The 21338-nt window shown below is 67.8% G+C and carries 13 protein-coding genes; 9 read left to right on the top strand and 4 right to left on the bottom strand.

The annotated features are described in order from the left end of the window. Positions 1-87 precede the first annotated feature (87 nt). From ACP7A3_RS00895 to ACP7A3_RS00875, 5 genes are read left to right on the top strand one after another with little or no spacing between them, the layout of a single operon-like run. A complete protein-coding gene (locus ACP7A3_RS00895) occupies positions 88-1608 on the top strand; it encodes a tryptophan halogenase family protein (protein WP_426254628.1) in 1521 nt (506 codons plus the stop codon). Further along, positions 1605-3068: a tryptophan 7-halogenase gene (locus tag ACP7A3_RS00890; protein ID WP_426254627.1), complete on the top strand. Its 1464-nt coding sequence runs from the start codon at positions 1605-1607 to the stop codon at positions 3066-3068. Before ACP7A3_RS00895 ends, ACP7A3_RS00890 begins: the two co-directional genes overlap by 4 nt. After that, complete coding sequence (locus ACP7A3_RS00885) at positions 3065-4612, top strand: tryptophan halogenase family protein (RefSeq protein ID WP_426254626.1); 1548 nt, start codon at positions 3065-3067, stop codon at positions 4610-4612. The genes ACP7A3_RS00890 and ACP7A3_RS00885 overlap by 4 nt, the downstream gene beginning before the upstream one ends. Continuing rightward, positions 4609-6405 carry a glycoside hydrolase family 9 protein gene (locus ACP7A3_RS00880; RefSeq protein ID WP_426254625.1) on the top strand — a complete coding sequence of 599 codons (1797 nt, stop codon included), beginning with the start codon at positions 4609-4611 and terminating at the stop codon, positions 6403-6405. The genes ACP7A3_RS00885 and ACP7A3_RS00880 overlap by 4 nt, the downstream gene beginning before the upstream one ends. Before the next feature lie 25 nt (positions 6406-6430). Next, complete coding sequence (locus ACP7A3_RS00875; protein WP_426254624.1) at positions 6431-8563, top strand: GDSL-type esterase/lipase family protein; 2133 nt, start codon at positions 6431-6433, stop codon at positions 8561-8563. 16 nt (positions 8564-8579) lie between these two features. Here ACP7A3_RS00875 and ACP7A3_RS00870 read toward each other — a convergent pair whose 3' ends face one another. Next, positions 8580-10022: a GH1 family beta-glucosidase gene (locus tag ACP7A3_RS00870; RefSeq protein WP_426254623.1), complete on the bottom strand. Its 1443-nt coding sequence runs from the start codon at positions 10020-10022 to the stop codon at positions 8580-8582. Between the two features lie 167 nt (positions 10023-10189). Between ACP7A3_RS00870 and ACP7A3_RS00865 the strand changes: the two genes are divergently transcribed. The 3 genes from ACP7A3_RS00865 to ACP7A3_RS00855 all read left to right on the top strand — a co-directional run bounded on the left by ACP7A3_RS00865 (position 10190) and on the right by ACP7A3_RS00855 (position 15308). Beyond that, a complete protein-coding gene (locus tag ACP7A3_RS00865; protein ID WP_426254622.1) occupies positions 10190-12115 on the top strand; it encodes a sialate O-acetylesterase in 1926 nt (641 codons plus the stop codon). A gap of 92 nt (positions 12116-12207) precedes the next feature. Then, positions 12208-14244, top strand: a complete 2037-nt coding sequence (locus ACP7A3_RS00860) for a M3 family metallopeptidase (RefSeq protein ID WP_426254621.1) — start codon at positions 12208-12210, stop codon at positions 14242-14244. After that, a complete protein-coding gene (locus ACP7A3_RS00855; protein WP_017978881.1) occupies positions 14241-15308 on the top strand; it encodes a PLP-dependent cysteine synthase family protein in 1068 nt (355 codons plus the stop codon). Before ACP7A3_RS00860 ends, ACP7A3_RS00855 begins: the two co-directional genes overlap by 4 nt. A 6-nt stretch (positions 15309-15314) precedes the next feature. On the opposite strand, the gene ACP7A3_RS00850 is transcribed toward ACP7A3_RS00855, so the two are convergent. The 3 genes from ACP7A3_RS00850 to ACP7A3_RS00840 form a co-directional block, all read right to left on the bottom strand. Continuing rightward, positions 15315-15839 (bottom strand): ferritin-like domain-containing protein, encoded by a 525-nt coding sequence (locus ACP7A3_RS00850; protein WP_426254620.1) that lies wholly within the window; start codon positions 15837-15839, stop codon positions 15315-15317. A 140-nt stretch (positions 15840-15979) separates the two neighbouring features. Next, a complete protein-coding gene (alaS, locus tag ACP7A3_RS00845) occupies positions 15980-18637 on the bottom strand; it encodes an alanine--tRNA ligase (protein ID WP_426254619.1) in 2658 nt (885 codons plus the stop codon). A 52-nt stretch (positions 18638-18689) separates the two neighbouring features. After that, entirely contained in the window at positions 18690-19949 is a 1260-nt protein-coding gene (locus ACP7A3_RS00840; protein WP_426254618.1) for a M24 family metallopeptidase, read from the bottom strand. Positions 19950-20021: 72 nt separating this feature from the next. Between ACP7A3_RS00840 and ACP7A3_RS00835 the strand changes: the two genes are divergently transcribed. Then, positions 20022-21335: a dicarboxylate/amino acid:cation symporter gene (locus ACP7A3_RS00835; protein ID WP_017978886.1), complete on the top strand. Its 1314-nt coding sequence runs from the start codon at positions 20022-20024 to the stop codon at positions 21333-21335. Positions 21336-21338: the final 3 nt, after the last annotated feature.

The following is a 21338-nucleotide window of genomic DNA, read 5'->3' as shown; positions in this document are numbered from 1 at the left end:
CTTCGTCGGAACTGCTGTAGGACATTGATCAGACAAGACGTCGTATGAGTGGGAGCGCCACCATGCGGGTGTCGGGGAGGGATGAGGATGGCCGGGGAACGGCAACGGACGACCCGCGTCGTCATCGTGGGCGGCGGGACCGCGGGCTGGATGAGTGCGGCGGCGATCGCGCGGTTGCTGCCGCATCGCGCCGAGGTCCACTTGATCGAATCGGAGGCGATCGGCGTCGTCGGCGTCGGCGAAGCCACCCTGCCCCATATCCGTGCCTTCAACGAACGGCTGGGCATCCCCGAGGCGGAGTTCATGGCGCGGACGCGCGCGACCTTCAAGCTGGGGATCGAGTTTCGCGACTGGGGCGCGATCGGCGACAGCTATATCCACCCCTTCGGTACGTTCGGCACCGGATCGGGCGCGGTCGATTTCCACCATTATTATACGCGACTGCTGTGCGAGGGCGCCGAGCTGCCGCCGCTCGACCGGCTGTCCTATGCCTGCGCGCTGGCGCGCGAGGGGCGGTTCGCCATACCGGAGACGGACCGGCGGTCGCTCGCGGGGACGTTCGGCTATGCCTATCAGTTCGATGCGCTGCTCTTCGCGCCCTATCTGCGCGGTCTCGCCGAAGGGATGGGCGCACGGCGCAGCGAAGGGATCGTTGTCGACGTGGAACGCGATGGCGAGAGCGGCGATATCGTCGCGGTGACGCTGGCCGATGGCACGCGGATAGAAGGCGACCTGTTCGTCGACTGCTCCGGCTTCCGATCACTGCTGCTGGGCGAGGCGTTGGGCGAGCCGTTCGAGGACTGGTCGCGCTGGCTGCCCGCCGATCGGGCGGTGGCGATGCCGTGCCGGACCGAGACGGCGGTGACGCCCTATACCAGCGCGATCGCGATGCCGGCGGGGTGGCGCTGGCGCATCCCGCTGCAACACCGCACCGGCAACGGCTATGTCTATGCTAGCGACTTCCTGAGCGACGATGCCGCCACCGCGGCGCTACGTGGCGTGGTGGAGGGCGAAGCGCTCGCCGACCCGCGGCCGCTGCGCTTCAAGGCGGGGCGGCGCCGGCACAGCTGGTCGCACAATTGCGTCGGGATCGGGCTGGCGAGCGGGTTCCTGGAGCCGCTCGAATCGACCACCATCTATCTGGTGCAGCAGGCGATCACGTTGCTGATCGAGCTGTTCCCGGACGGGCGCACCAGCGCCGCGGATCGCGACGAGTTCAACCGTGTGATCGATCTGGAATATGACCGGATCCGCGACTTCCTGATCCTGCACTATCACGCGACGACGCGGAGCGATTCGCCGTTCTGGGATTACGTGCGGACGATGCCGATCCCCGACAGCCTGTCGGAGAAGCTGGAGCTGTGGCGCCGGCGCGGTCGGGTGGTGAAATATCGCGAGGGCGTGTTCCTGGACGCGTCGTGGATCGCGGTCTATATGGGACAGGGCATCGTACCGCAGGGCTGGGACCCGCGCGCCGATGCGGCCCCCGACAGTGACTTGCGTCATGGCGTTGGCAGCCTTGCCGAACAGATTGCCGCCGACGTGGCTCGGCGGCCGGAGCACGGCGCCTTCATCGATGGCTATTGCCCGATGGCGGAGGCGGCGTGACGCAGGACCGCGCCATTCGCAGCATTCTGGTGGCGGGGGGCGGGATCGTCGGCTGGCTGGCCGCCGCCGCACTGAAGCGGCGCGCGCCGTTTCTGGCGGTGACGCTGCTTGATAGCGCGCCGTCGCCGAATGCGCTGGCCGATCGGATCGCCTGCACCCTGCCCTCGCTCGCCGGCTTTCATGCCGATCTGGGCATCGGTGACGAGGATGCGGTGGTGCGGACCGGTGCCGGCTATCGGCTGGGCACGCGCTTCGTCGGGTGGGGACGCGACGACGCGGACTATGTCCATGCCTATGATCATTATGGCCAAGCGTTCGGCGCGACGGCGTTCCACCTCCACTGGCTGCGCGCCGAGCGGGAGGGGGCGGTGCCGCGTTTCGATGCGTTCGCGCCCGCCGCAGCGCTCGGTCGGGCCGGGCGATACGCGCCGCCGACGCCGGGGACGATTTTTGCCCGGCATCAGCCGGGGCTGACGCTGGACCTGCCCCGCTACACCCGGATGATCCGGGCCTTTGCCGCGCACGTCGGCGTGGACGTGGTGGCGGGAGAGATCGGCGACATCGCGCGCGATGGCCGTGGCGGGATCGAGGCGGTGGCGGTCGCCGACGGGAGAAGGCTGACAGCGGACCTGTACGTCGATGCCACCGGGCCCGAGGCGCGGCTGCGCGATGCGATCGACACCGCGCGCGACGATTGGGGCGCGTGGCTGCCGTGCGATCGGGTGATGCTGGCCGATGGACCGCCGGCCGAGCCGCCGCTGCTGACGCCCGTCACCGCGCATGCGGTGGGCTGGTCGTGGGATGGCGGCACGCAGCGCGGTATCGTCTATGCGGCCGACCGGCTGACCGATGACGATGCGGCGGCATTGCTGGGGACGGCCGGCGCGGCGCCCGTCACGATCCGACCGGGGACGCGCCGGGAGCCATGGCGTGGCAATTGTGTCGCGATCGGCGACGCCGCGACGGCGATCGATCCGCTGGAATGGTGCAACCTGCACCTGGCGCTGAGCGCGATCGATCGCCTGATCGCGATGCTGCCCGACCGGGACATGGCGCCCGTGGAGGCGGCGGACTTCAATCGCCAGACGCTGGCGGAGGCGGAACGCGTGCGCGACATGCTGGCGCTGCATTATCGCGCGACCGCCCGGCCGGAACCGATGTGGCGGGCGGTGGCTTCCACGGCGCCGCCGGATAGCCTGGCCCATACCTTACGCCAGTTCGAAGAGCGCGGGCGCCTGCCCTTCTACGAAGAGGAAACCTTCACGCGCGGCGGCTGGGCGGCGGTGATGATCGGTCAGGGGATACGCCCGCGGCGGATCGATCCCTTGGCGGACGCCGTGCCGCTGGCCGACGCGCATGCGGCGATGCACGGCATCACCGACGCCATCGCGGCGGCGCTGCCGCATGCCCCCACCCATGCCGCCTGGCTGGCGGCGCAAGCGAGGCGTCTGGCCCGATGACCCTGCCCGTTCCCGACCATGCCATCCGCAATATCGTCATCGTCGGTGGCGGCACCGCCGGCTGGATGGCCGCCGCCGCGTTCTCGCGCCTGCTCAACACCGGCTATACGCGCGTCACGCTGATCGAATCGGAAGAGATCGGTACGGTCGGCGTCGGCGAGGCGACCATCCCGCCGCTGCTGAATTTCAACCGCATGCTGGGGATCGACGAAAACGAATTCCTCGCGGCGACCGCAGGCACGTTCAAGCTGGGCATCGAGTTTCGCGACTGGGGCGCGATCGGCGATCGCTACATCCATCCGTTCGGCACGTTCGGGCAGGATTTGCAGGGCATAGCCTTCCACCAGCTGTGGCTGCGCGAGCGCAGCCGTCGGACGATACCGGACATTACCGCCTGGTCGATGAGCGCGCAGGCGGCGGCGCGCGGGCGGTTCGGCCGGGCGCGCGAGGATGCGCGCTCGCCGGTGCGCGAGCTGTTCTACGCCTATCACTTCGATGCCTCGCTCTATGCGCGCTACCTGCGCGGCTATGCCGAGCGCGGCGGGGTGACGCGGATCGAGGGGCGGATCGCCGACGTCCGGCTGCGGGGCGAGGACGGCTATGTCGAGGCGCTGACGCTCGCCGACGGGCGGCAGGTGGCGGGCGACCTGTTCATCGACTGTTCCGGCTTTCGCGGGCTGTTGATCGAGGAGGCGCTGCACACGGGCTATGAGAGCTATGCGCAGTGGCTGCCCTGTGATCGCGCGGTGGCGGTGCCGTGCGCGCTGCCCAATGCGCGGGAGCCCGATCCGTACACCCGTGCCACCGCCCGTGCGGCCGGCTGGCAGTGGCGCATCCCGCTGCAGCACCGGATGGGCAACGGCTATGTCTATTGTAGCGAATTCCTGTCCGACGAGGCGGCGGAGTTCGATCTTCTCGCCAGCCTCGAGGGCGAGCCGCTGGGCGATCCCCGCCGCCTGCGCTTCACCGCGGGACGGCGGCGGCAGAGCTGGAACCGCAACGTCATCGCGCTGGGGCTGTCGAGCGGCTTCATCGAACCCCTCGAATCAACCAGCATCCATCTGGTCCAGGCGGGCATTCAGCGGATCGTCGCGATGTTCCCCGACACGCGCTTCGACCCCGCCGAACGCGACGAATTCAATCGCCAGCTGCACGATCTGTACGAGGATATCCGCGACTTCATCATCCTGCATTATGCCCAGACCCGGCGGACCGACACGCCGTTCTGGGATCGCGTCCGCACCATGCCGCTGCCCGACAGCCTGACCCGCAAGCTGGAGCTGTGGCGCGGCAAGGGGCGGCTGTTCCGCGAGGGCTATGATCTGTTCAGCGTGCCGAGCTGGGTCGCGGTGTGCCTGGGCCAGGGGCTGGTGCCATCGACCTGGGAGCCGGCCGCGGACGCGCTGGATGAAACTCTGGTCGCCGAGGCGATGGAGACCATGCGGCGCGGCTATGCGGACACCGCCGAGCGGCTGCCGACGCATGGCGATTTTCTGCGGATGGTGGCCCCCTCCCCGCTCGCCAATTGGGGGCAGACCCGATGAGCAAGGCCTGGGCGCTGCTGTTGCCGCTGGCGCTGGCGGGCGCGGCGTCACCGCCGCCGGCGGTGCATCTCAACCAGATCGGCTTTCGCCCCGACACGGCGAAATGGGCGATCCTGTCAGACGATGCCAAGGCGCCGCTGCCGTGGCGCGTCGTCGATGCAAGCGGCAAGGCGGTGGCGGAGGGCAAGACCCGGCCGTTCGGCGACGATGCGGCATCGGGCGATCACGTTCATCAGATCGACTTGAGCGCCGTGCGGGTGCCCGGCACGTATCGACTGACGGTGGATGGCGTGACCAGCCATCCCTTTACGATCAAGGCCGACACCTATGCGCCGCTGGCCCGCGCGGCGCTCAACTTCTTCTACCAGAACCGCGCCGGCATCGCGATCGACGCGCGCTATGCAGGTGGCCCGCAATGGGCGCGCGCGGCGGGGCATCCGCATGAGGTCGCGACCTGTTTTGCCGGACGCGATACCGCCGGCACGGTCTGGCCCGGGTGCCGCTATACATTGGACGTGACCGGCGGCTGGTATGATGCGGGCGACCACGGCAAGTATGTGGTCAACGGTGGCATCGCGCTGTGGACGTTGCAGAACCTCTACGAGGTCAATGCCGCTGCGCCGCCGTTCGCCGATGGCAGCGCGATGCTGCCCGAGGCCGGCAACGACATCGACGACCTGCTCGATGAAAGCCGATGGGAGATGCGGTTCCTGCTGGCGATGCAGGTGCCGGATGGCACGCAACTGGCGCTGCCGGTCGGGCCGCAGTCACGCCGGCCGATGACCCTGACCAGCGTCGATGCCGGCGGCATGGCGCATCACAAGGTCGCCGATCGCCACTGGACCCCGCTGCCGACCATCCCCGCCGAGGATCGCGAGGAGCGCTTGCTGTATCCGCCGAGCACCGCCGCCACGCTAAACCTGGCGGCCACCGCCGCGCAATGCGCGCGGATCTGGCGCGCGATCGACAAGGCCTTCGCGCATCGCTGCCTAATGGCGGCGGGCAAGGCCTATCGAGCGGCGCTGCGCAACCCGGATATCTTTGCCGCACAGGATTTCGAGGGCAGCGGCGGCTATGGCGACACGCACCTCGACGACGAGCGCTACTGGGCGACCGCGGAGCTGTACGCGACGACCAAGATGCCCGAACTGGCCGAGGCGCTGCACCGCATGCCGCTGCATGCCGCACCGCTGTGGGGCGAAGCGGGCTGGGCCAATGTCGGGACGCTCGGGACGATCACGCTGGCGACCGCCGATGGCATCCCCGTGGCCGAACGCGATGCGGCGCGGGCGAAGCTCGTGGCGCTCGCCGACGCATTCCTGGCGGAGCGGGAGCGGTCGGGATATCACCTGCCCTATGCAACCACCGACTATGTCTGGGGATCGAACGGCGCGATCCTGAGCCGGGGCATCGTGCTCGCCCTGGCGGCGCGCTTTACCGGTGAGACGCGCTATCGCGATGCGGTGGTCGATACCGCGGATTACGTGTTGGGACGCAATCCGCTGGATCAGAGCTATGTCACCGGCTTCGGGTGGAAGCCGATGCAGCACCCGCACCATCGCTTTTGGGCGCATCAATTCGACGCGCGACTGCCGGGGCCGCCGCCGGGCGTGCTGAGTGGGGGAGCGAACAACACCTCCTTCGCCGATCCCGTCTCTGCCTCGCTGAAGGGGCGATGCGTTGCGCAGCGGTGCTGGCTGGACGATTCGCGGGCCTTCGCGGACAATGAAGTCGCCATCAACTGGAACGCGCCACTGGTCTGGGTCGCGGCGTATTTGGCGATGCCGCGCTAGGCATAGGGTTGAGAGGATCAGGCGGATGAGGGTGGCATGGCGGGGCCGGGTACGGCAGACGACGATGGTGACGGGCGGCACGCTGCTGCTCGCCGGGATGGCAGCCGCGGGTTTGGCGCAGGGGCCGCACTGGGTGCCGGCCTGGGGATCGGCACAGATGGTCGCAGCCCAAGGCGAAGCGGACAAGTTGGCAGCGCTGGGGCCGGTGACGGTGCGGCAGATCGTCCACCTTTCGGGCGGTGGCACGATGGTGCGGCTGCGGCTGTCGAACAGCGCCGGCACCGCGCCGCTCCGGATCGACGCCGCTGCGCTGGGCAAGGGCGCGCCCGCCAGTGCCACCGTTAGCGGCAATGCACCGCTGACCTTCTCAGGCGCGCGTGCGGTCACCATCCCGGCGGGTGCCGAAGCCTATTCGGATCCGCTGCCGCTTGCGACCAACGCGGGTAACGATCTGACGATCAGCCTGTTCTTCCCCGATGCGCCCGCCCCACGCACCGGCCACCCCGGCGCCCGCGCGACGACCTTTGCCGCGCGCGGCGACCAGACTGCCGCGGCGACATTGACCGACCCGCAGACGATCGGCGGCTGGTGGAGCCTCGCCGATGTGGAAGTCAGGGGCGGCGGCACGACGGGGACGATCGTCGCGATCGGCGATTCGATCACCGATGGCCGCGGCGTGCGTGATGATGCGAACACGCGCTGGCCCGACGAACTCGCGCGCCGTCTATCCGCGAACCGCGCCACCGCGGGCCTGTCGGTGGTCAACGCCGGGATCGGCGGTAATCGGGTGCTGCTCGACGGCGCCGGCCCCAATCTGCTCGCACGCTTCGATCGGGACGTGATCGACCGGCCCAACGTGCGCGCGGCGATCGTTTTGGAAGGCGTCAACGATCTCGGCACATTGACACGCGACCGACCCGTGGATGCCGCGACCCATCGCGCGATGGTTGCCGCCATCACCGCTGCCTATCGCCAAATCGCGGCGCGGGCTCATGCGCATGGCATCCGGCTGATCGGCGGTACGATCACGCCGCTGATCGGCAACGCCAATTATCATGCCGGCCCTGACACGGAGGCGGATCGGCAGGCGATCAATCGCTTCATCCGGACCTCCGGCACGTTCGATGCGGTGGTCGATTTCGACGCGGCGGTCCGCGACCCGGCGCATCCGGACCGGCTGCTGCCCGCGTATGATACGGGCGACCATCTTCATCCGAACGAAGCCGGCTATCGCGCGATGGCCGCAGCGATCCCGCTTTCGCTCTTCGCCGAGCGGCGCATCCTTGGCGCCGCCGCCCCGATCACGGTCGGGCCGCAGGCCCGGTCGCCGCAGATCGCGCTGACCTTCGACGACTTGCCCGCGCATGGTCCGTTGCCGATCGGGGACGACCGCCTGCGCATCGCGCAGCGCATCATCGCGGCGCTGAAGGCCGAACGCGCGCCCGCGTTCGGCTTCTACAACGGCGGCTTCGCCAGCGATGCGACCGCGCCCCAGGTGGTCGCGGCGTGGCGGCGTGCCGGGCTGCCGATCGGCAACCACAGCTGGAGCCACGGCAATCTGGCGACGACGACCGCCCCCGCCTTCCTCGCCGACGTCGTTCGCGACGAGCCGGCGCTGGCTGCGGTCGGCAAGGGCAGCGACTGGCGTTGGTTCCGCTATCCCTTCCTCAGCGAGGGCAAGGACATGGCGCAGGTCGGCGCGGTACGCGCAGGGTTGCGGGCCAAGGGCTATCGCATCGCCGCGGTGACGATGAGCTTTGGCGATTACGGCTGGAACGATGCCTATGCGCGCTGCGTCGCGAAAAACGACGCCGCCGCCATCACGAGCCTCGAAACCAGCTTCCTCGCCGCCGCACGCGCGCAAGCGCTCCGATCGCGGGCCTTGTCGCGAGGCGCGCTGGGGCGCGACATTCCCTATATCCTGCTGATGCATCTGGGGGCGTTCGATGCGCGGATGATGCCGCGGCTGCTGGCGCAATATCGCGAGATGGGCTTCACCTTCACGACGCTGCAACGCGCGGAGGCGGACTCCTTTTACGCGGCAGCGACCGATCTGGCTTTGCCGGGCCCCAGCCCAACGCTGGAAGCGGCCACGGCGGCGAAGGGGGTCCCTATTCCTGCCGACGCCCCGCTGCCGCCCGCCACGCTCTGCACATGACCGGGCGGCGCACGCGTCAGACCAAGGCGTTGCGGCGGATCAGTTCCTTGTACCACAGAGCGCTCAGCTTCGGCGTCCGCTTCTGCGTCGCGAAGTCGACGTGGTGGATGCCGAAGCGCTTGCCATAGCCATCCGCCCATTCGAAATTGTCCATCAGGCTCCAGAGGAAATAGCCCTTGAGCGGATAGCCTTCGGCGGCCGCGCGGCGGAACTGGCCCAGGTAATTGCGCAGGTACATGATCCGGTCGGAATCATCGACCAGCCCGCTCGCGTTGACGGGATCGTCCGCCGAACAGCCGTTTTCGCTGATGTAGATCGCCTTGGGCTTCCACAATTCGCTGACCGCCCGCACGCCCCAATAGGCGACCTCCGGTCCCACATACAGCCAGGGCGATGCCATCCGCGGTGACGAGGGGAGATGCGGCAGCGGCGTATAACCGCGCGGCACCGACGGATCGGCCTTCACATAGGTCGGCGTATAGATGTTGAGCGCGACGAAATCGATCGGACTGCCGATCACCGCCATGTCGCCTGCCTGCACCTTGGGCGCGTCGGCCCCGGCGGAGGCCAGATAGCTCTCCGGATAGGCCCCCTCCATGATCGCGGTCAGGAACATGGCATTGTCGTCGCGCAGCGCCTTTTTCGCCGCCTCGATATGATCGGGCGTCTCGATGACGGGGACGAAGATGTTGGCGTTGTCGGCAAGGCCCACCTCAGTCCCGGCCCGCGCGCTGGCGCGAATGGCCTGCACCCCCAGGCCATGTGCCAGCACGCCATGATGGCGGACCTGGTTGACCTGTCCCTGGGGCAGCTTCAGCCCCGGCGCGTGGATACCGACCATATGGCCGAGATCGGTGAAGCAGCGCGGCTCGTTGACCGTCATGAAACGGTGGACGCGGTCGGACAGCTTGCCCGCCATGAAGCCCGCATAGTCGGCGAAGGCCTTGGCGGTGTCGTGGTTCTGCCAACCGCCGGACAGCGCCTGCGGCAAATCCCAGTGGAACAGGGTGACGTTGGGCTGGATGCCCGCCGCCAGCAGGGCGTCGATCACGTGGTTGTAATAGTCGATGCCCTTCTGGTTGGGCTTGCCACGACCGTCGGGGAAGATACGCGACCAGGCGAGCGACAGGCGATAGGCCTGCACGCCGAGGGCCTTAAGGAGGGCGATGTCGTCCTTGTATCGGTGATAGCTATCGCAGGCGACGTCGCCGGTGTCGCCATTGGCGATCTTGCCCGGCGTATGCGAGAAAACGTCCCAATTCGTCTGCCCTCTGCCGTCCTCTTTCACCGCGCCTTCGATCTGATACGAGGCGGTGGCGCAGCCCCATAGGAAATCCTTGGGAAAGCTGAGGTCTTGCGGTGTCATGGGGTCTGCGCCCGCGACTGTCGCGAAGCCATTCGTCGCCAAACCGGCCGCGCCGCCCAACATGCCCTTCGTCAGAAAATCGCGGCGATCCATGCGCCCTCTCCCATCGTGATATCGTTAGCATGAGGTGTGTCAGAAGATTCGCCCGATGGGAAGCGGGCGACCGTTCTTCTAGCTGTAGCCTTTTCTCGTTGCGATGATGGCGTTACCATTGCCGAAAAGGCGTCACCTACAGGCGCTTGTCATCGAGAGGGTCTGTCATGAAGCCGCTGTTTGCCTTGCTCCTGACCGCCACGGGTGCCGCGGCCGGTGCCGCGCCGCGGCTCGATGGCGTCCTGACCGATCATGGGGTGATCCAACGCGGCCAACCCGTCGACCTGTCGGGCGATGCGGCCCCCGACGAAACCGTGATGGTGACGCTCGCAGGGCACAGCGTCACCGCCCGCGCCGACCGCAAGGGCCGCTTCGCCGCGCAGCTTCCCGCGCTGCCCGCCGGCGGCCCCTATGACCTGACCATCGCCGCTCCGAGTGGCGCCGTGGTGGTCCGCGACCTGCTGGTGGGCGATGTGTTCCTCTGTTCGGGGCAGAGCAACATGGAGATGACGGTTTCGAGCGCGCAGGACATGATCGCCGACGCGCATGCCCCCGCCGACGACAGACTGCGGCTACTCACCGTAGCGAAGGTGTCTTCCGCGACGCCTCTGGCCCGCTTTGCCGACCAGCCCCGCTGGGTCGCGGCGACGCCCGAAAGCGTACCCGGCTTCTCGGCCGCCTGCTATTACATGGTGCAGGCGCTGCGCCGCACTGCCGACGTGCCGATCGGCGCGATCCATTCGAGCTGGGGCGGGTCGCGGATCAGCGCGTGGATGAGCGACGCCGCGCTGCGCCGTGCCGGCATGGCGGATGCTGCCGATCTGCTGGCGCTGTACGCGCGCGATTCCGCCGCGGCCAATGCGCGCGCGATGGCTGCGTGGGAGGCGTGGTGGCGGAAGGGATCGGGCGATGCCGCAGGACACGAGCCTTGGCAGCCGGGGGCGCGGCTCGACTGGCGGTCGGTGCCGTCGATGACCAACTTCGAACATTGGGGGGTGCCCGAACTCGCCGATTATAACGGCATGCTCTGGTATAGCCGCGACATCGACGTCTCGGCCGAGCAAGCGCGGGGCGCGGCGACGCTGACGCTGGGCGCGATCGACGATGCGGATCGGACCTGGGTGAATGGCAAGGGAGTTGGCGGTAGCAGCCTGGCATCGCAGATGCGGGTCTACGCCTTGCCCGCCGGTACGCTGGCCGCTGGACGCAACGTCATCACCGTCAATGACGACGACGTCTATGCGCTCGGCGGGATGACCGGCCCGACCGAGGCGATGCGGATCACCTTTGCCGATGGCAGTAGCATTCCGCTGGGCTCTGGGTGGCGTTACGCGATCGCCAAGCGATTGAACGGTGCGGCGCCGCGCGTGCCCTGGGACGACATCAACGGTGCGGGCACGCTGTACAACGCAATGATCGCGCCGTTGGGGCAGACGCACGTCGCGGGCATCGCCTGGTATCAGGGTGAATCGGATACCGGCATTCCGGGATACGACCGGCGCCTTGCCGCCCTGTTTGCCGACTGGCGCACGCGGCTGGGCAGCCCGCAGGCGGCATGGGGCGTCGTGCAGTTGTCGTCCTACGGCGCGGTCCCTAGCGCGCCGAGCGAGAGCGGCTGGGGTGAGGTGCGCAATGCGCAACGCGTGGTTGCCGAGCGCGACGGACGTGCGGGCATCGCGGTATCGCACGATATCGGCGATCCGCTCGATATCCACCCCGGCGAGAAGCATGCCGTGGGGCAGCGGCTCGCCCGCGTCATGCGCGCCATCGTCTACAAGGACGCGATCGGCGCGTCCGGGCCAGCCATCGCGACGGCCCGTGCGAGTGGCACCGGCATGGCGTTGCGGTTCACTGGCGTGACCGGGGCGCTGCATGCGCGGGGCGCCGCGCAGGCGATCGGCTTTGAACTGTGTGACGCTGGCCCGGGCACGTGTCGCTTTGCCGCGGGCACGGTGGGTAACGACGGCGTGATGCTGTCGGGCGACGGCAAGCCCGTCACGCGCGTGCGCTACGCATGGGGGGACAGTGCGATCACCAACCTGACCGACGATGCCGGGCTGCCGGTCGGGGCGTTCGAGATACCGGTGTCCTGAACGCCGGTCCGCCATCCCGTCATTCGCACGATTGATGGCCCTATCGTCAATTCGGATTTGCGATTGGTGGCGCGAGCGGCTTTATCGGCGCGATGGATACTTCGACGACCAATCCGCTGCTCGATACCGATGCGCTGCCCCGTTTCGCCGAGATCACGCCCGAAATGATCGCGCCTGCGCTGGACGTCGCGCTGGCCGAGCATCAAGCGACGGTCGCCGCAATCAAGGCGGCGAAGCCCACCGATTTCGCGTCCGTATGGCTCCCCTATGAGCGGGCGAACACGCGCATCGACGCGATCTGGTCTGCGGTGTCGCACCTGCACGGCGTCGCCGACACGCCCGACATTCGCGCGGCGCACGCCGAAGCGCAGCGTCGGCTGACCGAACATAGCATCGCCGTCGGGCAGGACCGAGACTTCTATGACATCCTCGTCGGCCTGACGACATCGCCCGATTTCGCCGCCCTGCCGGTGGCCGATCGTGTCGCGGTAGAGCATGCGGTGCGCGATTTCCGCTTGTCGGGCGTGGCGCTGGATGCCGGGGATCGCGACCGCTTTCGCGACATCTCGGTCGAATTGTCGGCGCTGTCCAACGCCTTCGGCAGCGCGGTGCTGGATGCGACCGAAAGCTGGAGCGAGCACGTCACCGACGCGGCGCTGCTCGATGGCGTGTCGGACGCGGACAGGACGATGTTTGCCGCCGCCGCAAAGGCCAAGGGGCTCGACGGCTGGCTGGTCACGCTGCAGCAACCCAGCGTCAACGCCATCCTGACCTTCGCGACGAACCGCGATCTGCGCGCGCGCGTCTACCGCGCGTCGGCGACGCGCGCTTCGGATCAGGGGCCGGATGCCGGAAAGTTCGATAATTCGCCGCGCATCTCCCGCATCCTGGAGTTGCGGCATGAGGCCGCCCGGCTGCTGGGCTTTGCCGATCCGGTCGAATGGTCGCTTGCCACCAAGATGGCACCCAATGCGGGCGAGGTGCTCGCTTTCCTGCGCGACCTGGCGCGCCGGGCCAAGCCGGCCGCAGAGCGGGACTTGGCCGAGTTGAGGGCATTTGCCGCCGCGGAGTTGGGCATCGCCGATCTGCAGCCCTGGGACGTCGGCTTCGCCTCGAACAAGTTGCGCCAGTCGCGCTACGCGGTCGACGAGCAATTGGTGCGCGCCTATTTCCCGGTCGAACGCGTCGTGGCGGGGTGGCAGGCGCTGCTGACCCGGCTGTTCGGCGTCACGCTGGTCGAGCGTCATGACGTGTCGCTCTATCACCCGGATGCGCGCTATTTCGACGTGATCGACGAGGGCGGCACGGTGCTGGCGGGGATGTACCTCGACCTTCACGCCCGCGCCGGCAAGCGGGGTGGCGCCTGGATGAGCGAGGCTCGACCGCGGCTGCATGACGGCAATACGATCGCCAATCCGGTGGCCTATCTGGTATGCAACTTCCCGCCGGCGAGCGCGGGGTCGCCGGCGCTGCTGAGCCACAATGACGTCACCACCTTGCTGCACGAAACGGGCCACGTCCTCCATCTGCTGTTCACGCGGGTGAACCGGCCGAGCATCGCCGGCACCAACGGGTTCGAATGGGACGCGATCGAACTGCCGAGCCAGTTGATGGAAGATTTCGCTTGGGATGCCGATCTCCTCACCGGCATGTCCGGCCATGTTTCAACTGGCGAGCGCCTGCCGCAAGACCTGTTCGATCGCATGGTGAAGGCGCGGCATTTCCAGGCGGGGCTGTTCATCGTCCGCCAGGTGGAATTCGCGTTGTTCGATCTGCTGCTTCACCTCGGAACGATGGGGTCCGACCCGATCGAAGTGATCGAGGCGGTGCGCGACGAGGTGGCGGTGATCCGGCCGCCGGCCTGGAATCGCTTTCCGCATGCGTTCAGCCATATCTTCGCAGGGGGCTATGCCTCGGGCTATTACAGCTATCTGTGGGCGGAACTGCTGGCCGCCGACGGCTTCGACCGCTTTCGTGAGGCGGGCCTCGTCGACCGCGCGACCGGCGACCTGTTCCGCGAGGAAGTGCTGGCGCGTGGCGCGACACGGCCGGCCGCGGACAGCTTCCGTGCGTTCCGTGGTCGCGACCCCGATCCGGTCGCGATGCTGGTGCGGCACGGCCTGCAATGATGCGGACGCGGACCGACCGAACCTGGCTGGCCGAGGCGGTGCGGCGGATCGAAGCGGACTTCAACCGCTCCGCCGACACGCATCTGATCCGCGTCGACCTCCCGCGCTTTCCGGGCATCACGCTCTATCTGAAGGACGAAAGCTCGCATCCGACCGGCAGCCTGAAGCACCGGCTGGCGCGCTCGCTATTCCTCTACGCCTTGTGCAACGAGTGGATCGGGCCCGATACGTGCGTGATCGAGGCGTCTTCGGGCTCGACCGCGGTGAGCGAGGCGTATTTCGCAAGGATGCTGGGGCTGCGGTTCATCGCGGTGGTGCCCGCCAGCACCGCGGCGCCCAAGCTCGACGCGATCCGCTTCCATGGCGGCGAAATTCATACGGTCGATGATCCACGTGCGATTTACGAGGCATCGCATCGGCTCGCTGCGGAAACCGGCGGGCATTTCATCGACCAGTTCACCTATGCCGAGCGCGCGACCGACTGGCGTGGCAACAACAACATCGCCGAATCGATCTTCGCGCAGATGGCGGCGGAGGAGCATCCGGTGCCGTCCTGGGTGGTGTGCGGCGCGGGAACCGGCGGCACGTCGGCGACGATCGGGCGCTTCATTCGCTATTGTCGCTATGACAGCGAATTGTGCGTTGCCGACCCCGTGCATTCGGTCTTCCACCGCCATTTCGAGGATGCCACGGTAACTGCCTTGCCGGAAGGCTGCGGTTCGCGGATCGAAGGCATCGGCCGACCCCGCGTCGAGCCGAGCTTCGTGCCGAGCGTGATCGATCGCATGATCGCGGTCGAGGATGCGGACAGTATCGGCGCGATGCGTGCGCTGTCGGATCGGCTGGGGCGGCGGGTCGGCGGGTCCACCGGCACCAACCTGATCGCCTGCATGACGCTGATCGACGACATGGCGGCGGCGGGCCGCACCGGCAGCGTCGTCACATTGCTGTGCGACGGGGGCGAGCGGTACGGCTGCACCTATTATGACGATGCATGGCTCAGCGCCCATGGTGTCCATTGGGAAGCCGCAGCGGCGCGAACCGCTGCGTTCCTGGGGTCGTAAGGCGGCTTACACCTTGGCGGCGCTCGACCCGCCTTCGGCGTAGAGAGTGGCATAGCGGCGGGTGATCGTTGGCAAGGCGTCGTCGATCCATGCCGCCATCCGCTCTTCCTCGCCGAGCGATTGCGACAACAACGTCGTGGCAGAGCTGAACCCGCCGTCGTCTGCGAGGGTCAGCAGCGATTTGTACGCCGCGATTTCGAAATGCTCGAAGGCGTAGTTGGCGAAGCTGTTCTTCAAAATCTCGTCGCCCGCCGGGACGTGGGCGATTGCCGCCATGGTGCCCGACAGGCTGAGCGCCGCCTCCTTGAACAGCGAACCGCTGGTGTCGAACCCTTCGAGCAGTTCGTCGAGCCGGGCGATCTGCTGGTTGGTTTCCTCGATATGGCGGCGGAGCTGGTCGGCGACTTCGGGATAATGTTCGATGCGGCTGACCTGCGGCGTCATGATCGACAGCGCTTGCTTTTCCACGGCGTGCGCATTGCGCAGGCCGACGATGAAGAGGTCGCGCAGGCGGTCCGGCTGGGCTGTCATGGCGTGCTGTCTTTCGATCGTTGAAGGGGACGATCGAACAACGGCCGGACACCACCTAAGTCTCGGCGCGATATAGGTTTTTCTAGTTGATCAGGATCAGGACGGCGCCAGCAGAACCTGCCCGGCGCCGTCCCGAAAGCCTAGGCTGCGACCGGAGCCTCGGCCAGCGCCGCGCGGATCGCATCGACCGCGTCGGCGGCCTTGCTGCCATCGGGGCCACCGCCCTGCGCCATGTCGGGACGGCCACCGCCGCCCTGCCCGCCGAGCACTGCCACCGCCTTGCGCAGCAGGTCGACCGCGCTGACACGCCCAACCAGATCGTCGGTCACGCCGACCGCGATCGAGGCGCGGCCATCGTTCACCGCGACCATCACCGCGACGCCCGACCCGCCGAGCCGCTGCTTGGCCTCGTCGACTGCGCCGCGCAGCCCCTTGGCATCGAAGCCGTCGAGCACCTGGCCGATGAAGGCGACACCGCCGACCTGCTCCGGCCCCGCCGGGCCACCGGCACCGCCGCCCATGGCGAGCGCCTTCTTCGCCTCGGCCAGCTCACGCTCCAACCGCCGTCGTTCGTCGAGCAGGGCTGCAACGCGGGCGGGCACCTCGTCTGGCGTCGTCTTGAGCGTCGCCGCCGCCTCACGCAGGCGTTCGTCGCGGCCGACCAGATAGGCGCGCGCCGCCTCGCCGGTCAGCGCCTCGACACGGCGGACGCCGGACGACACTGCGCCCTCGCCCACCACCTTGAACAGGCCGATGTCGCCGAGCGCGTTGACATGGGTGCCGCCGCACAGCTCGATCGAATAGGTCTTGCCGCCATCCTCGGCGCCCATCGACACGACGCGGACTTCATCGCCATATTTCTCGCCGAACAGCGCCATCGCGCCTTCGGCGATCGCCTCGTCCGGGGTCATCAGCCGGGTGGTGACGGTGCCGTTGCCGCGGATCTGCGCGTTGACCGCGGCTTCGGCGTCGGCGAGTTCGGCCGGGGTCATCGCGACCGGGTGCGACACGTCGAAGCGCAGGCGTTCCGGCGCGACCAGCGAGCCCTTCTGCGCGACATGCGTGCCGAGACGCTGACGCAGTGCCTCGTGCAGCAAGTGCGTCGCCGAATGGTTGGCCCGGATCGCGGCGCGACGGGCAACGTCGATCTGGAGCTTCACCGCATCGCCGACCGTGATCGACCCGGCCTCGACCACCGCATGATGGACGAAGATCCGCCCCAACTGCTTCGACGTTTCGTTGACGGTGGCGCGCAGCCCCGCGTCGGTCGAGATCGTACCGCTGTCGCCGACCTGGCCGCCGCTCTCGCCGTAGAAGGGCGTCTGATTGACGATGATCGCGACGGTGTCGCCCGCAGTCGCCGTGTCGACGCGTGCGCCGTCCTTGACCAGCGCAACGACTTCCGCCTCGCCGATATCGGCCGAATAGCCGCTGAATTCGGTCGACCCGGTTTCCTCAGCGATGTCGAACCACAGATCGTCCGACGCCTTGGCGCCAGAGCCCTTCCATGCCGCCCGCGCCGCACGCTTCTGTTCCGCCATCGCCGCGTCGAAGCCCGCGCGATCGACATGCAGGCCCTGCGTGCGCAGTGCGTCCTCGGTCAGGTCGTAAGGGAAGCCATAAGTGTCGTAGAGCTTGAACGCCGTTTCACCGGCCAGCGTATCGCCGTCGCCCATGCCCGCGGTCGCCTCGTCGAGCAGCTTCAGCCCCTTGTCGAGCGTCTTGCGGAACTGCGTCTCTTCCTGGCGCAACGTCGCTTCGATCAGCGGCTGGGCACGGACGAGCTCGGGGTAGGCCGCGCCCATTTCGGCGACCAGCGCCGGGACCAGCCGGTGCATCAACGGCTCTTTGGCACCCAGCAGATGTGCGTGGCGCATCGCGCGGCGCATGATCCGGCGCAGCACGTAGCCGCGACCTTCGTTCGCCGGTAGCACGCCGTCGGCGACGAGGAAGCCCGACGAGCGCAGGTGATCCGCGATGACGCGATGCGACGCGCGCCGCTCGCCCTCGGCATCGGTGCCGGTCAGCGAGGTCGATGCGGCGATCAGCGCCTTGAACGTATCCGTATCGTAATTGTCGTGGACGCCCTGCAAGACGGCGGCGATGCGCTCCAGCCCCATGCCGGTATCGATCGACTTCTTGGGCAATTCGCCGACGATCTCATTGGCCTCCTGCTCATATTGCATGAACACGAGGTTCCAGATTTCGACGAACCGATCGCCGTCCTCATCCGGGCTGCCGGGAGGGCCGCCGAAGATATGATCGCCGTGATCGTAGAAGATTTCCGAGCACGGGCCGCACGGCCCGCTGTCGCCCATCGCCCAGAAATTGTCCTTGGTGGCAATGCGGATGATCCGCTCTTCGGGTAGATACTTGGTCCAGAGGCCGTACGCCTCGTCGTCGGTGTGATAGACGGTGGCGGTGAGCTTTTCGGCCGGAATGCCCCAGACGCTCGTCAGCAGCGTCCAGGCGTTGTGGATCGCCTGTTCCTTGAAATAGTCGCCGAACGAGAAGTTGCCGAGCATTTCGAAGAAGGTGTGGTGGCGCGCGGTATAGCCGACATTGTCGAGATCGTTGTGCTTACCGCCGGCGCGTACCGACTTCTGGCTGCTGGTCGCCGTGACGTAGGGCCGGGTTTCCAACCCCGTGAACACATTCTTGAACGGCACCATGCCGGCGTTGACGAACATCAACGTCGGGTCGTTCTGCGGCACCAACGGCGCGGAGGGTACGATGGTGTGGCCCTGCGACGCGAAGTAATCGAGGAAGCCGCGGCGAATATCGTTGGTCGAGATCATAGGCGTCGTGACTTAGGCGAGAGCGCCCCTCCCCTCAAGCGTCGTTCGTGTGTCATCCGAACGGCCGATCGATCGAACGGGGTGGCGTGCTGAACCAGCGGGGGCCGTCGGATGTCATGTGAAAGCAGTCTTCCAGGCGGACGCCGAACTTCCCGGGAAGGTAGAGGCCCGGTTCATTGGAGAAGCACATGCCGGGTGCGAGGCGAGTCGTTTCGCCGTGGACCAGATTGACGGGCTCGTGGCCGTCCATGCCGATGCCGTGACCGGTGCGGTGCGACAGGCCGGGGAGCTTATAGTCGGGGCCGTAGCCGAGGCCGGTGTAATAGCGGCGGACGGCGTCGTCGACGCTGCCCGCAGTAGCGCCGAGCTTCGCGGCGGCGAAGGCGACCTGCTGGCCGCGGGCGACCTGATCCCAGACCTTGCGGTGGTCTGCGCTGGGCGCGCCCTTCGGCACCCAGGTGCGCGAGACGTCGGACTGATAGCCCTGCACGGTGCAACCGCAGTCCATCAGCAGGATTTCGCCCGGCGTGACGCGATATACCTCGCGGCTGCCGTGGGGCAGTGCGGCGGCGGGGCCGATTAGAGCGAGGGCGAATTCGGGATCGCCGCCCAGCTTTCGCGTCGCGGCGTTCATCAGTGCGCCGATCTCCGCACCGGTCATGCCGGTTTCGACCCGGGGCGCGAGCCAGCGATAGGCGGCCAGCGTGACGTCGGTCGCAGTCTGCATCAGCGCGAGTTCGGCCGGGGTCTTCACCATGCGGCAACCGCGGACGATCGGATTGGCGCTGACTTGCCGTGCGGCGGGTGCGAAGCGGGCGAGGTCGGCGGGGATGAAGCTGCGGACGGTTTCCTCGATGCCGATCTTGGTGTTGGTGAGGCCGCGCTCCTTCAGCCAGCCGGCGACGATGGCGAGCGCGTTGCCGTCTTCCTGCCAGACGCGCACCTCCGCGGGGACGGCGAGCGTCTGACGGACGGAAGGTTCCTCGAAGAACGGCGTAACGATCAGCGGCTGGCCTTCGCGGGGCAGGATGGCGAGCGTAGGGCGTTCGCTGCGCCCCCAGCGCACGCCGGTGAAGTAGATCATCGACGATCCCGGCTCGATCAGGACGGCGCCGATGTCGTTCTGCGCCATCAGCGCCTGAGCGCGGGCCAGGCGGCGGGCGTGTTCGGCGGGACCGATCGGCTGGGCGCCGGTGGTGATGTCGCGGAGGGCCGACAGGTCGGGTTCGGCAGCGCGGAGGATGGCCGACGACAGCAGCGGCGTGGCGGCGGCCGCGGCGAGAAACGTGCGGCGCGAGGGGGTGAAGGGCATCGCGAAACGATACGGCGCTTGACCCGGCGCTCGCAATCCCCTTCCCTTAAGCGCGAATCCGGGAGGGAATGAATGGCCAAGCGGCTGACTGTGTTTATTGTTATCGGCCTGTTGCTCGGCATCGTTACCGGCCTGATTCTGAACGGCTGGCTGGACGACGGTACGCCGGAGGCCGCAGCGCGGCTGAAGGCGATCGCCGGCTATTTTACCATCGGCACGACGGTGTTCCTGCGACTGATCAAGATGATCATCGCGCCGCTCGTCTTCGCGACCCTGGTCAGCGGCATTGCGCAGATGGGCGATACCGCGGCGCTGGGGCGCGTCGGGGCGAAGGCGATCGGCTGGTTTATCGGCGCGAGCCTGGTGTCGCTCGGCCTCGGCCTGGTGCTGGTCAATGCGATCCATCCGGGCGTCGGCATCAACCTGGCGCTGCCGCCGGCCGGCACCGATGCGGGTGTCGCGACCGCGGCGTTCAGCCTCGACAAGTTCATCACGCATATCGTCCCCGCATCGATGATCGAGGCGATGGCGACCAACGAGATCCTGCAGATCGTCGTCTTTTCGATCTTCGTCGGCGTCGCGCTGACCGCGGTCGGCGAGCGTGGCGCGCCGCTGGTGCGGGCGGTCGACGGCCTCGTCGCCGTCATGCTGCGGATCACCGACTATGTGATGCGTGTCGCGCCGGTGGCGGTGTTCTGCGCCGTGACCGCAACGCTCGCCGAGCGCGGTGCGGGGGTGATCGGGCAGCTCGCCTTCTTCATGGGCAGTTTCTATTTCGCGCTCCTGTGCCTGTGGGCGGTGCTGCTCGGCGTCGGGTTCCTGGTCATCGGGCCGCGGATCAAGGATCTGATCCGCTACGTTCGCGAGCCGCTGCTGGTCGCCTTCACCACCGCCTCGTCGGAAGCCGCCTATCCGCGGATGCTGGAGGCGCTCGACAAGTTCGGGGTGCCGCCGCGGATCGCGAGTTTCGTCCTGCCGCTGGGCTATTCGTTCAACCTCGACGGGTCGATGATCTACATGACGTTCGCGTCGCTGTTCATCGCCCAGGCCTATGGAATCGACATGCCGCTGGGGACGCAGGTGGCGATGCTGCTGTTCCTGATGATCTCGTCCAAGGGCATTGCGGGCGTGCCGCGGGCCAGCCTGGTGGTGATCGCCGCGGTGCTGCCGGTGTTCGACATTCCGGAGGCGGGGCTGCTGCTGATCCTGGCCATCGACCATTTCCTCGACATGGGCCGCACCGCGACCAACGTGATCGGCAATGCGGTGGCGGCCTCCGTCGTCGCCAAGTGGGAGGGCGGCTTCGATCCGCGCGAGCCGGCCGAGATCGACCCGGCGGTGGCGGAGGGGCCGGCGCTGCCGCCGGCCACCAGCTTCAGGCACTAAAAG

The sequence above is a fragment of the Sphingomonas sp. DC5200-1 genome (genome assembly GCF_049897245.1).
GTDB classification, from domain to species: domain Bacteria; phylum Pseudomonadota; class Alphaproteobacteria; order Sphingomonadales; family Sphingomonadaceae; genus Sphingomonas; species Sphingomonas aquatilis.
The sequence above is the reverse complement of the archived record's forward strand: the minus strand, read 5'-3'. Positions and strand labels throughout refer to the sequence as shown.

Excerpts from the sequence above, each read along its gene's own strand:
- ACP7A3_RS00895 (WP_426254628.1), top strand. The coding sequence starts at position 88 with ATGGCCGGGGAACGGCAACGGACGACCCGCGTCGTCATCGTGGGCGGC.
- ACP7A3_RS00865 (WP_426254622.1), top strand. The coding sequence starts at position 10,190 with ATGAAGCCGCTGTTTGCCTTGCTCCTGACCGCCACGGGTGCCGCGGCC.
- ACP7A3_RS00860 (WP_426254621.1), top strand. The coding sequence starts at position 12,208 with ATGGATACTTCGACGACCAATCCGCTGCTCGATACCGATGCGCTGCCC.
- ACP7A3_RS00885 (WP_426254626.1), top strand. The coding sequence starts at position 3,065 with ATGACCCTGCCCGTTCCCGACCATGCCATCCGCAATATCGTCATCGTC.
- ACP7A3_RS00875 (WP_426254624.1), top strand. The coding sequence starts at position 6,431 with ATGAGGGTGGCATGGCGGGGCCGGGTACGGCAGACGACGATGGTGACG.
- ACP7A3_RS00855 (WP_017978881.1), top strand. The coding sequence starts at position 14,241 with ATGATGCGGACGCGGACCGACCGAACCTGGCTGGCCGAGGCGGTGCGG.
- ACP7A3_RS00835 (WP_017978886.1), top strand. The coding sequence starts at position 20,022 with ATGGCCAAGCGGCTGACTGTGTTTATTGTTATCGGCCTGTTGCTCGGC.
- ACP7A3_RS00850 (WP_426254620.1), bottom strand. The coding sequence starts at position 15,839 with ATGACAGCCCAGCCGGACCGCCTGCGCGACCTCTTCATCGTCGGCCTG.
- alaS (WP_426254619.1), bottom strand. The coding sequence starts at position 18,637 with ATGATCTCGACCAACGATATTCGCCGCGGCTTCCTCGATTACTTCGCG.
- ACP7A3_RS00870 (WP_426254623.1), bottom strand. The coding sequence starts at position 10,022 with ATGGATCGCCGCGATTTTCTGACGAAGGGCATGTTGGGCGGCGCGGCC.
- ACP7A3_RS00880 (WP_426254625.1), top strand. The coding sequence starts at position 4,609 with ATGAGCAAGGCCTGGGCGCTGCTGTTGCCGCTGGCGCTGGCGGGCGCG.
- ACP7A3_RS00840 (WP_426254618.1), bottom strand. The coding sequence starts at position 19,949 with ATGCCCTTCACCCCCTCGCGCCGCACGTTTCTCGCCGCGGCCGCCGCC.